Origin of the sequence: uncultured Merdimmobilis sp. (assembly GCF_902471145.1) — a bacterium.
GTDB lineage: Bacteria > Bacillota > Clostridia > Oscillospirales > Ruminococcaceae > Merdimmobilis > Merdimmobilis hominis.
On the sequence record NZ_CABRJC010000010.1, the window covers coordinates 57,552 to 69,438 of the forward strand.

Below are 11,887 nucleotides of genomic sequence, written 5' to 3' on the forward strand. Positions count from 1 at the left end.
GTGAATAGGTCGGCCATGCACGAAAATTCTCGCTTATACGTCATTTTGCATAGGAAAAGATAATATTTTTTGGCGGAGCTAACAAAAGGGAAGCCGCGATGCGGCCTCCCTTTTGCTGCCAATTCTATTGCCTCTTTTCCCCTTTTAGGAAGCGGTACTCCTCCCCTTCTAAAGTGCAGAGGACGCTGTCTCCTGCCGCAAAATCCCCCTTGAGCAGATGGTCGGCAAAAGCATCTTCAATTTTTTGCTGGATGGCCCTACGCAGCGGCCGCGCCCCATAAATGGGGTCAAACCCGGCTTTGGCCACTGCCTCCACCGCCTGGGGAGCAAAAGTGAGGGCAATCCCCATCTGCTCCACCCGCTGGCTCACCTGTTCCAACAGCCGCTGGGCGATGGTGTGGATCTCCTCCTGGGTCAACTTGTGGAATACGATGGTTTCATCCACCCGGTTGAGGAATTCCGGCTTGAAGGCCCGGCGCAGCTCCCCCAGCACATCGCTGCGGATGCGTTTGTCGTCGTCCTCCTCCCCGCCGGCGGAGAAGCCGAAGTTCTTCCGCTCGGTGATAAACCGGGCTCCCAGATTGGAAGTCATGATGATCACCGCGTTCTGGAAGCTGACTCGCCTGCCCTGGGAATCGGTGAGAGTGCCGTCCTCCAGGATTTGCAGCAGCATATTGAAGACATCTGGATGGGCTTTCTCAATCTCGTCGAACAGCACCACCGAATAGGGCCTGCGACGGATCCGTTCGGTCAATTGGCCGCCGTCGTCGTAGCCCACATAGCCGGGAGGCGCCCCCACCATTTTGGAGGCGGCATGGGCTTCCATGTATTCAGACATGTCCAGCCGGATCAACGCTTGTTCGCTGCCAAAAAGGGCTTTCGCCAGCGCTTTGGTCAGCTCGGTTTTGCCCACGCCAGTAGGCCCTAAAAAGATGAAAGAGCCGATGGGGCGGCCCGGGTCTTTAAGGCCCACCCGGCCCCGGCGAATGGCCTTGGCAACCGCTGTCACTGCTTGATCCTGGCCCACCACCTGACGGTGGAGCTCCTCTTCCAAATGGAGAAGGCGCTGGCTCTGCTCCTGGGTAAGGGTAGTCACATCGATGCCGGTGGCCTTAGCCACCACCTGGGCAACATCCTCTGCGGTTACCTCCCCCTGCTGGCGGTCGCCGCATTTCCAATTTCCGTCCAACGCCTGAATTTTATCCTTGATCTCCAGTTCGCTGTCCCGGATCTTAGCCGCCTGTTCAAATTCTTGGGCATTGATGGCGGATTCCTTTTCCTCCCGCAGGGATTTGAGCCGTTCTTCCAGCTCTTTGATGTCTTTAGGTGCTGTAAAGGCTTTTAGCTTCACACAGGATGCCGCCTCGTCGATCAAATCCACAGCCTTATCTGGGAGGTACCGGTCGTTGATGTATCGGGCGGAAAGGGTCACCGCCGCTTGGATAGCCTCATCGCTAATGCGGATTTTATGGTGGGCTTCATACCGGTCCCGCAGGCCCTCCAGGATTTTCACCGCGTCTTCTTCGGTGGGCTCTTTGACTAGGATGCTTTGGAACCGGCGCTCCAGAGCGGCATCCTTTTCAATATGGCGGCGGTACTCTTCCAGGGTAGTAGCCCCCACCAGCTGGATTTCCCCCCGGGCCAATTGAGGCTTTAAGATATTGGCGGCATCCACCGCGCCCTCTGCCGCACCGATGCCCATGATGTTGTGGATCTCATCCACAAACAAGATAATGTTGCCAGCAGCGACCACCTCTGCCAACACGGTTTTAATCCGCTCTTCAAAATCGCCCCGGTATTTGGTCCCTGCTACCATGCTGGTCAAGTCCAGGGAAACCAGGCGCTTCTCCCGCAGGATATCCGGCACCTCCCCATCTACAATCCGCTGGGCAAGGCCCTCCACAATGGCAGTTTTGCCAACGCCGGCCTCGCCGATTAAACAGGGGTTGTTTTTTGTGCGGCGGGAGAGGATCTGCACCACCCGGCTGATCTCCTCCTGCCGGCCGATCACCGGGTCCAGCTGATTGGCCTGAGCCTGGTCCGTCAGGTCTTTGCTGTATTTATCCAAATTGGGTGTTTTGGTATTCTGTGGTTTTGCCGTTTTGGTTGGCGCCTTTTTGCTGCGGTCGGTGCCGTAGATTTCCATGGCCTCTGCCCCCATTGCTTCGATCAAATTTTTATACAGACGGTCGGGGTCGACGCCGATCTCTTTCAAAAATCGGACGGCATAGCTGTCGTTTTCTTTCAAAATTGCCATTAAGATGTGTTCGGTGCCCACATAACTGTGGCCTAGCACCCGCGCCTCCAGGATAGACATCTCCAAAATCCGCTTGCACCGGGGGGTTAAATCCCCCGGGGAGAGGTCCGTCTTCATGCCGCTGCCGATGGTCTTGATCAGTAAAGAGAGAATGTCCTCCCCCTGGACTCCCAGGGAAAAGAGCAGATGATAGGCGACACCACTCCCCTCCTTTTGGAGGCCGTAGAGAAGGTGTTCACTTCCTATATAAGTATGCCCCAACTGGGAGGCCGCTGAAATTGCCAGGTTGATTGCGTTGTTCGCCTTTTGGGTAAAGCCGTTGAATCGGAACATGATCCATCCTCCATACCGCAGGGCTGCGGCAGTTTTCTACTATTAATATGGACGCCGGCTTTTGGTTTATGCCGGGGCAAAAATGTTTTGTAACCAAAGACCTGCGATTGTCATAGTATATGTTGAAATCACTTTTAAGGAGGATTTACTTTATGTGTAACAACAATGGCTTCTTCGGTGGAAACTGCAGCTGTATCTGGTGGATTCTGATCATCATCGTTCTGTGCTGCTGCTGCGGCGGTGGCAATGGGTTTGACAACTGCGGCTGTGGTTGCGGCTGTGGTTGCGGTTGTGGCTGCGGCTGTGGCTGTGGCAATAACTGTGGCGGCGGTTGCGGCTGTGGCTGCAACAGTGGCTGCAACAACAATTGCGGTTGCGCCTGCTAGTTTCCCAAGTAAATCTCACAGAGGGCGGTATGCTGGGCATGCCGCCCTCTGGCTTTTGCAGGATAATTCTAAAATACACAACCCCCCACTCCTAAATGGGAGCGAGGGGTTGTATATTTCATATAAGCCATTCTATGGGAATTTTCTGCATCCCCAGCCGCAGGGGATTCTCTCTAAGCATATACCGTGGGCCGGAGAAATTTTAAACCCCAAGAAAGCGCTGATTTTGGCTTTTACTTCCCGACAAAAAGGCGATTCTTCCTTACATGGAGATTTCATTGGCCACCCGGTACAGGTCCAGGTCGATAGTTTTGCGCATCTTCAGGGCGGATTTGATATCCAAGTCGGTAATCACACCGTTCTGGTATACTACCACCCGGTCCCCCTGGCCTTGTTTAAGCAGGTCTACCGCGTGGTCGCCCATCTGGCTGGCCATCAGCCGTTCCCGGGCAGTAGGGGTTCCACCCCGCTGGACATGCCCCAAGATGGTTCCGCGGGTGGCGATGCCGGTGCGCTGCTGGATGTAGTAGCCCATTTCAGCGGTATTCCCCACCCCTTCCGCCACGATGACGATAAAGTGATGTTTCCCTGACTGCATGGTCCGCAACATCTTGGATACCACATCCCGTTCCAAATCAAATTCGATTTCCGGCACTAAGATGGCGATAGCCCCACAGGCGATCCCAGCGGCAAGGGCAATGTGCCCGGTTTTACGGCCCATGACCTCCACGATGGAGCAGCGGTCGTGGGATTGGGAGGTGTCGCGCAGCCGGTCCACCATCTCCATCACCGTGTTGACAGCGGTGTCAAAGCCGATGGTGTACTCCGACCCGGCGATGTCATTGTCAATGGTGCCAGGAATGCCCACACAGGGAATCCCCCGTTTGGAGAGCTCCAGCGCCCCGCGGAAGGAACCATCCCCTCCAATGACCACCAGGGCGTCAATCCCCTGTTCCCGGCAGATTCGGACCGCTTGTTCTTGGCCCTCTTTCTGCATAAACTCAGGGCAGCGGGCCGAATACAGCATGGTGCCACCCCGCTGAAGAATATTGCAGACACTGCGCAGGTGCAGTTCTTCCATATCATTTTGAATCAAGCCGCTGTAGCCCCGGCGGATTCCCATCACCCGGAAGCCGTTGTAGATGCCGGCCCGGGCAACAGCGCGCACCGCGGCGTTCATACCGGGGGCGTCTCCCCCGCTGGTCAGCACACCGATGGTTCGAATCTCTCGAGACATAGTCACTCCCCCTCCCTTTTGGGTAGTATATGATTTCTTACGGCTGATAAACCGCATTTTTCTCCCCCAATACCCGTTTGAGCTCTGTGAGAAGAGGCTGGTTGTACTCCACCCACATGGATTGAGGGGCGAGGGTCAGCTTTCCGGTGTCCTCAAAAAAGACATACACCGGGGTCGGCCCTTCAAAGATGGAAAGCAGGTTGGATGCCTTTTCAAAGGCTTCGCTGCCCCGGCTGGGGGCTTTCAGGTAAAGCCCTTTTCTCCGCCCGGGCTTGCCCGCGGTTTTTTTCTCCTCCCGCTGGTCCGGCGCGGCGGCCTCTTTGGCCGAGAGGGCTTGATCGGCGGGGATCACCCGCTCGCAGAGGATTTTGGGGTCTTCGTCCTCCCGCAGGCTGAGACGGCCCTCCAGCACCAAGGCAGCCCCTTCTTGGAGCAGGCCCGAGCAGGCGGCCAGCACTTTGGGGAAGACCAAAACTTCCAGGGAGCCGGTCAAGTCCTCGATGGAGAGGAAGGCCATGGTGTCGTCATTCTTGGTGGCTTTCATCTTCTTACCGGTGATGATGCAGACCACACGTATAGAGTTGCCGTCCTTGACCGCCTTGTTCCGCCCCTCCTCATGGGCGAGGATGTCCCCTATTTCCACCGACCGCAGTTTTTTGATCAGCTTGGTGTAAGCGGATAGAGGGTGCCCTGTGATGTAGAGGCCAGTGGTCTCCTTTTCCATCTTGAGGATCTGGGGGGCGGGGAATTCCTCCATAGGGGGAAGGCGGTATTCGGTTTTCACCTCTGCCGGGGCGGAGTCAAAGAGGTTGATCTGCCCGGAGATGTTGTTTTTCTGCACCCGGTCGATATCGGCCAGCAGCCCTTCATACCCCGAGAGGAGCTGGCTGCGGTGGTAACCGAAGGAATCGAGGGCCCCGCATTTGATCAAGCTCTCCATGGCCCGCTTGTTCAGGTCCTTGCCGTACATCCGCTGGCAGAAATCGGTGAAGCTTTCAAAGGGGCCGGCCTCCCGTTCCTGGAGCACCTCCCGAATCAGGCCCCGGCCAATGTTTTTCACCGCCAAAAGGCCGAAGCGGATCCCTTCCTCGGTGACGGTGAACCCTTCGTCGCTCTCTTGGATGCTGGGGGGCAGCACCTGAATGCCCAGCCGGCCGCATTCGTTGATGTATTCAATCACCTTATCGGTGTTGTCCAGCACGCTGGTGAGGAGAGCGGCCAAAAACTCCTTGGGATAATAGCATTTCAAAAAAGCGGTCTGGTAGGCCAAGTAGGCATAAGCAGCTGCGTGGGATTTGTTGAAGGCGTAGGAGGCAAAGCCGCTCATCTCGTCAAAGATGCTGTTGGCGATCTCCTCGCTGACCCCGTTGGCAACCGCCCCCACGCACTCCACCGAGCCGTCCTCCTTGAGGGCGCCATGGACAAAGTTCTGCCGTTCCTTCTCCATCACATCCGCCTTTTTCTTGGACATGGCCCGGCGCACCAGATCCGCCCGGCCGTAGGAGTACCCAGCCAACTGGCGGCAGATCTGCATGACCTGCTCCTGGTAGACGATACAGCCGTAGGTGACGTCCAGAATGGGCTTGAGCAGCGGGTGTTTGTAGGTGACAAGGGCCGGGTTGTGGCGGTTTCGGATATAAGTGGGGATGGAGTCCATCGGGCCGGGGCGGTAAAGGGAGATCACCGCGATCAAATCCTCCATCGACTCTGGCCGGAGCTGCATCAGCACCTGGCGCATCCCCCCGGACTCGAACTGGAACACACCCTGGGTCTGCCCCAGGGTGAGCATTTCAAACACCTTGCCATCTGCAAGATTGATTCTATCGATGTCAAACTCCGGGTGCTTGCGGCGGACCATCTTTTGGGCGTAGCTGATCACCGTCAGGGTGCGCAGGCCCAAGAAGTCCATCTTTAAAAGGCCCAGTTCTTCCAAGGTGGTCATGGGGAACTGGGTGACCACTGCTTCATCGTTTTTTTGCAGGGGGACATAGGTGTCCACCGGGTCCCGGGTGATGACCACCCCCGCCGCATGGGTGGAGGCGTGGCGGGGCATCCCCTCGATGCTGCGGGCAGTGTCGATCAGCTCCTTCACCTGGGGGGAGGTCTCGTACAGCTCTTTGAGGGGCTGGGAGACGGTAAGCGCCTTGTCAATGGTCATGTTCAGCGGCATGCCGGGAATCAGTTTGGCAATGGAGTCCACCTGCTGGTAACTGATGCCCAAAGCCCTGCCCACATCCCGCACCGATCCCTTGGCCGCCATGGTGCCGAAGGTGATGATCTGAGCCACATGGTCGCTCCCATACTTGGCCACCACATAGTCGATGACTTCCTGGCGGCGCTCGTAGCAGAAATCGATGTCAAAGTCGGGCATGCTGACCCGTTCCGGGTTCAAAAACCGCTCAAACAGCAGGTTGTACTTGATGGGGTCGATGCCGGTGATACCCATAGAGTAGGCGGCGATGCTCCCTGCACCGGAGCCTCTGCCCGGTCCCACTGGGATGCCCTTGCTGCGGGCGTAGTTGATGAAGTCCCAGACGATGAGGAAGTAGTCCACATACCCCATCTTTTTGATGACCGACATCTCATGCTCCAAGCGCTGGGTTAGCTCAGGCGCTGGGTTCGCCCCATACCGGTTTACAAGGCCGGTGCGGCAGAGGTCTTCAAAAAACTCCACATTGTCCCGGCCATCGGGCGCGGTATAGTAGGGGAGCTTGGTATGGCCGAATTCAAATTCCACATTGCAGCGCTCTGCAATAGCCAACGTGTTGTCCAACGCTTCGGGGATCTCAGGGAACAGCTGTTCCATCTCCTGGCGGGACTTGATGTAAAACTCCTGGGTGGGGAACTCCATATCGGAATCCTCGTCCACCGTGTGGTTGGTCTGGATACAGACCAGCACCTTCTGCATCTGGCTGTCCTCTTTGCGGATGTAATGGGCGTCGTTGGTGGCCACCAGGCCGATGCCGGTCTCCCGGGAGAGGCGGATCAAGTCGGGGAGAATCCTCTTCTGTTCCGGGATGCCGTGGTCCTGGATTTCAATAAAGTAGTTGTCCTTGCCGAAAATCCCTTGGTATTCCAAGGCGACCCGCTTCGCCTCCTGGTAATCGCCAGCCACCAAATTGCGGGGGATCTGCCCCGCCAAACAAGCGGAGAGACAGATGAGCCCCTCACTGTGGCTGCGCAGCAGCTCCAAATCCACCCGGGGCCGGTTGTAAAACCCATCGATAAACCCTTTGGAAACCAAGGAAATCAGGTTTTGATAGCCGGTGTTGTCCTTACAGAGGAGCACCAGGTGGTAGGGGGAGCTGTCGATCCGGTAGACTTTGTCAAACCGGGTGCGGGGCGCCACATACACCTCACAGCCGATGATGGGTTTGATCCCCAGCTTTTTAGCCTGTTTGTAGAAGTCGATTACCCCATACATCACCCCATGGTCGGTGATGGCCATAGAGGATTGTCCCAGTTCTTTGGCCCGCTCCAGCAGCTTTTCAATACGGCAGGCGCCGTCCAGCAGGCTGTATTCGGTATGTACGTGTAGATGACAAAAATCGGTCACCTGTCCCCCTCCTTTCTTGGTCACTTCCGGGCTGCGGTCTGGATCCGGCGGATCTCATCGGCCAGGGCGCCGATCCGCTTCAAGCGGTGGTTGACTCCGGAGCGGGAGATATTCTCTGACAAGTTTTCCCCCAGTTCCCGCAGGGACATCTCCGGGTTTTGGAGGCGCAGAAAGGCCAGCTCCCGCAGGTCGTCCTCCAAAGCACCTTCCCCCCGCTCCCGCAGGATCAGGTTGATGTCCTCGATCTGCTGCATGGCGGCAGTGACCGTCTTTTCGATGTTGGCCGTCTCGCAGTTGGTCACCCGGTTGACCTTGTTGCGCATGTCTTTATAGATTTTGACCTCCATCAGCTCCAGGGCGGCGGTGCTCGCCCCAATGGTGGCGAGGAGGTCCTCAATGTTTTCGCTCTCTTTGTAATAGACGATCTCCTGCCCCCGGCGCCGGGTCAGCTTGGGCGTGGGCAGAATCAGCCCAATGGCATCGCACAAAGGCTGAGCCAAGCCGGGAGAAGGCACCACAAATTCCAGGTGGTAACTCTTCTGGGGATCGGTGACATTGCCGCAGGCCAGGAACACCCCGCTCAAAAACGCGGCCAAATCCCCTTCCTCCGCCAAGTTCTCCATTCGGATGCCTTCGGCCCCTTCCCGGTGGCCGAAAAAGGCGAGCACCTTCTCCCGATCCTCCCGGCTGTCCACCGATACGGCAAACACCGAATTCCCAGTGTGCTTGGTCTCCTTGATGGTGATGCTTTCGGTGATGCCGACGAGGTCGGTGATGGCATTGGCATAGAGCTTGGTCACCCGCTTATTCTCAGTGACCAGGCCGATGGCCTCCTCCCCAAAGTGTTTGCCAAACAGCAGAAGCCCGTAGGCCTGGGCTGCCCGCCGAGGGCCCCGAAACGCCTTGCTGCGGTAGATTTCGCTTTTGATTTTATAGGTGAAGGTCATGGTATGCCCCCTTACTGCTGCCGCCGGTGGATGTCCCGGTGGGTGCAGATCACCCGGGCCCCCGCCTCTTCCAAGTGGCGGTAGAGGTGTTCCGCCAAGGCCACCGAGCGGTGCTGCCCGCCGGTGCAGCCGACAGCGATGGTCAACTGGGTCTTCCCCTCTTCCCGGTACAAGGGCAGCAGGTAATCGATCAGATCGAGCAGCCGGGTGACCAAGCCGCCAGTTTGAGGCTGCTGGAACACATAGTCCCGCACGGACTTCTCCAGGCCGGTGCGGTCCCGCAGCTCGGCGATGTAAAAGGGGTTGGGCAGGCAGCGGACGTCAAACACCAAATCCGCCTCCGCGGGGAGGCCGTACTTGAACCCAAAGGACATGACGCTCACCAAAAGCTTTTGGCTGGTGTCGCTCAAAAACAGGTCTGCGATCTTTTCCTTCAACTGGGCAGTGGAGGAGAGGGAGGTGTCCAGAATGTAATCAGCGTTCTCCCTGGCAAAGCGGAGCAGCTCCCGCTCACTCTTGAGGGCTTCCTCGGTGCTGTCGCACTCCCCGTCCAGCAGGGGATGGCGGCGGCGGGTTTCTTTATAGCGCTTTAAAATTACGCTGTCCTCCGCCTCGATGTATAAAATTTTATAGGTATACCCTCGGGCGGTCAGCTCCGCCAGGCTTTCGGAAAAGGTGCTGAACATCTCCCGGCTTCGGGCATCCACCACAATGGCTACCCGATCCATAGCCTGGGCCGATTGGGAACAGAGCTCGGCGAACTTTAGAATCAGCTTGGGCGGGATGTTGTCCACGCAGAAGAAGCCGATGTCCTCCAAGGCGTCTACCACTTTGGATTTTCCCGAACCGGACAAACCGGTGACGATGACAAGTTCCACAGGGCATCCCTCCTATTGCCAAATTTCCACTTCGCGTTCCAGCTGGTAGCCAGTCTTATCCGCTACAATTTCCTGCACCCGCCGGATCAATTCCAGCATGTCTGCACAGGTGGCGCCTCCGGCGTTGATCAAAAACCCAGCGTGCTTTTCGCTGACCATCGCCCCGCCGACCTGCATCCCTTTGAGTCCGCACTCATCGATGAGCTGGGCGGCATAGGCCCCCTCCGGGCGCTTGAATGTGCTCCCCGCGCTGGGGAATTCCAAGGGTTGCTTCGCCTTGCGGCGGGAGAGGATTTCCTCCATCCGGGTGCGGATCTCCTGCCGGTTCCCGGGGGAAAGGCAAAAGTCCGCCCCGGTGACGATGTACGCCTTTCCACTGTAAAAGCTGTGCCGGTAGGAGAGGTCCAGCGATTTCGCCGGGAACTCCCCCCTCTCCCCTTCCGGGGTGATGTGGCGGGCACAGAGGAGGGCGTCCCTGATCTCGCCCCCGTAGGCCCCGGCGTTCATATACACTGCCCCCCCTACGCTGGCGGGGATGCCATAGGCAAATTCCAGCCCGGTGAGGCTGTGCTCCTGTGCAAATCGGCAGAGCTGGGCAAGGGTGCTGCCCGCCTTGGCGCGGACTGTGTTTTCCCCGATGAGCTCCACCTCGCTAAAAGCCGGCCCCAGGCAGAAAACCACCCCTTTAACCCCGGCGTCGCTGACCAAAAGGTTGGAGCCATTGCCCAACAGATGGACCGGCAGGCCCAACTCCCCTGCAGCCTTGTAAAGGCAAACCAGCTGTTCTTCCGATGTGGGCTGAAGGAAAAACTCCGCCGGGCCCCCAATGCGGAAGGTGGTGTGCCGGCTCATCGGTTCATCTAGAAGGGGGGTGCAGCATTGCTCCTGGCAAATCTGCAAAAAGTGTTCCCGTGTATCCATACTACCTCCCAAAAATTGGAATGGTGCTGTAAAAATTATTGAAAGCGGCCGGTTTTTTCCCGGACCACCTGCAAGAAGCGGTTGTACTCCCCGTTGAGGATCAGTTCCGGCGGGAAACCGATCTCCTCCAACAGAGCCAATGAATTGCCCACCTTTCCAATCGAGGTGACAAAGTGGGCGTCGGAGCTGACCACCACCGGCACCCGGTACTCCTTGCAAAGGAGGGCGATAGAGCGGCAGTTCTCTTTGGAGCCCTGGCGCACCTCAAAGGAGTGGGAATTGATCTCGATGATTTTCCCGTGCTCTTTACAGGCCTTGACTACCATTTCCTGATCAAAATCATAATGGCTGTCCCCGCAGTGTCCCAAGACATCCACCAATGGGTTTTTCGCCACCGCCAGCCAGCCCCGTGTGGCATCCTCCTTGGTGGAGGGGTCGATCACCTGGGTATGGTAAGAGGCGATGACCCAGTCCAACGCGGCCAGATCCTTTTCCGGCAGATCTAGGGTGCCTTCATAATCGCAGATATTGGCCTCCGCTCCCTTCAAAAGGCCCACACCTTCCACCATATCGGGAAGATTCTTTATATTATGAAAATAAAAGCGCCTGGGTGCGTCCTCCATGGCTGGGCCGTGTTCGGTGTAACACAAAAAGGAGAGTCCAATAGCTTTGGCGGCGTGGAGGTTCTCCAGCAAAGTGCTGTAAGCGTGGCCGCTGGCCAAGGCATGGGTGTGGGTGTCCGCAACAAGCTGAAAATCCATGTGTGATACTTCCTTTCTCTATGTAAAAACAAGGGCCCCACCAAAAGGCCCTTGCTTTTGTTTTTGTTAGAATTGATCCCAGTCGATCAGTTCCCCGCCTTCGGCCATGCCGAGGCGCTGCAAAAGCTCCTGGGCCGCATTGTATCCCATTTTCTTTTGGCGGTGGTTCATCGCCGCGACCTCGATGATGATGGCCAGGTTCCGGCCGGGCTTCACCGGGATGGTGGTGGCAGGGACTTTGATGCCCAAGATCTCGATGTATTCGCTCTCCATCCCCATCCGGTCATAGACCTTGTTTTGGTCCCACTGCTCCAACTGGACAATCATATCCAGCTTTTCCGTCTCCTTGATGGCGCCCATACCAAATATTCTGCGCGCATTGATGATGCCTATACCGCGCAGTTCCAAAAAGTGGCGGATGTTCTCCGGTGAAGAGCCCACCAGGGTGCGGCCGGACACCCGGCGGATCTCCACCGCGTCGTCTGCGATGAGCCGGTGGCCCCGCTTGATCAGCTCGATGGCGGTCTCGCTCTTGCCCACGCCGCTTTCTCCAAAGATCAGGATGCCCTCGCCATAAACCTCCACCAAGACGCCGTGGCGGGTGACCCGGG

Annotated in this window: 9 protein-coding genes; 1 reads left to right on the forward strand and 8 read right to left on the reverse strand. The window is 57.3% G+C overall.

Features of this window, described 5'->3' with window-relative positions; all coding sequences use genetic code 11:
• Positions 1 to 124 precede the first annotated feature (124 nt).
• On the reverse strand, positions 125 to 2,590 hold the full coding sequence (locus tag RDQ42_RS06470; RefSeq protein ID WP_231358397.1) for an ATP-dependent Clp protease ATP-binding subunit: 2,466 nt from the start codon (positions 2,588 to 2,590) through the stop codon (positions 125 to 127).
• 152 nt (positions 2,591 to 2,742) lie between these two features.
• Between RDQ42_RS06470 and RDQ42_RS06475 the strand changes: the two genes are divergently transcribed.
• Complete coding sequence (locus RDQ42_RS06475) at positions 2,743 to 2,976, forward strand: hypothetical protein (protein WP_308588456.1); 234 nt, start codon at positions 2,743 to 2,745, stop codon at positions 2,974 to 2,976.
• A 262-nt stretch (positions 2,977 to 3,238) separates the two neighbouring features.
• Here RDQ42_RS06475 and pfkA read toward each other — a convergent pair whose 3' ends face one another.
• The 7 genes from pfkA to hprK all read right to left on the reverse strand — a co-directional run.
• Positions 3,239 to 4,213 (reverse strand): 6-phosphofructokinase, encoded by a 975-nt coding sequence (gene pfkA / locus RDQ42_RS06480; RefSeq protein WP_054331172.1) that lies wholly within the window; start codon positions 4,211 to 4,213, stop codon positions 3,239 to 3,241.
• 37 nt (positions 4,214 to 4,250) lie between these two features.
• Positions 4,251 to 7,769, reverse strand: a complete 3,519-nt coding sequence (locus tag RDQ42_RS06485) for a DNA polymerase III subunit alpha (RefSeq protein ID WP_231358399.1) — start codon at positions 7,767 to 7,769, stop codon at positions 4,251 to 4,253.
• A 20-nt stretch (positions 7,770 to 7,789) separates the two neighbouring features.
• Positions 7,790 to 8,716 (reverse strand): DNA-binding protein WhiA, encoded by a 927-nt coding sequence (gene whiA, locus RDQ42_RS06490; RefSeq protein ID WP_054331171.1) that lies wholly within the window; start codon positions 8,714 to 8,716, stop codon positions 7,790 to 7,792.
• An 11-nt stretch (positions 8,717 to 8,727) separates the two neighbouring features.
• On the reverse strand, positions 8,728 to 9,594 hold the full coding sequence (gene rapZ, locus RDQ42_RS06495) for an RNase adapter RapZ (RefSeq protein ID WP_231358400.1): 867 nt from the start codon (positions 9,592 to 9,594) through the stop codon (positions 8,728 to 8,730).
• 12 nt (positions 9,595 to 9,606) lie between these two features.
• Positions 9,607 to 10,515, reverse strand: coding sequence for a UDP-N-acetylmuramate dehydrogenase (gene murB / locus RDQ42_RS06500; protein WP_308588458.1), 909 nt, complete (start codon positions 10,513 to 10,515; stop codon positions 9,607 to 9,609).
• A gap of 35 nt (positions 10,516 to 10,550) precedes the next feature.
• Positions 10,551 to 11,276: a phosphatase gene (locus RDQ42_RS06505; protein ID WP_071427100.1), complete on the reverse strand. Its 726-nt coding sequence runs from the start codon at positions 11,274 to 11,276 to the stop codon at positions 10,551 to 10,553.
• Between the two features lie 66 nt (positions 11,277 to 11,342).
• A partial coding sequence (gene hprK, locus RDQ42_RS06510) for an HPr(Ser) kinase/phosphatase (RefSeq protein ID WP_308588459.1) occupies positions 11,343 to 11,887 on the reverse strand: 545 nt, incomplete at its 5' end.

What these genes read in the sequence shown, in the direction of transcription:
- RDQ42_RS06470 (WP_231358397.1), bottom strand. Translation starts at nt 2,590, where the DNA reads ATGTTCCGATTCAACGGCTTTACCCAAAAGGCGAACAACGCAATCAAC.
- RDQ42_RS06475 (WP_308588456.1), top strand. Translation starts at nt 2,743, where the DNA reads ATGTGTAACAACAATGGCTTCTTCGGTGGAAACTGCAGCTGTATCTGG.
- pfkA (WP_054331172.1), bottom strand. Translation starts at nt 4,213, where the DNA reads ATGTCTCGAGAGATTCGAACCATCGGTGTGCTGACCAGCGGGGGAGAC.
- whiA (WP_054331171.1), bottom strand. Translation starts at nt 8,716, where the DNA reads ATGACCTTCACCTATAAAATCAAAAGCGAAATCTACCGCAGCAAGGCG.
- murB (WP_308588458.1), bottom strand. Translation starts at nt 10,515, where the DNA reads ATGGATACACGGGAACACTTTTTGCAGATTTGCCAGGAGCAATGCTGC.
- RDQ42_RS06505 (WP_071427100.1), bottom strand. Translation starts at nt 11,276, where the DNA reads ATGGATTTTCAGCTTGTTGCGGACACCCACACCCATGCCTTGGCCAGC.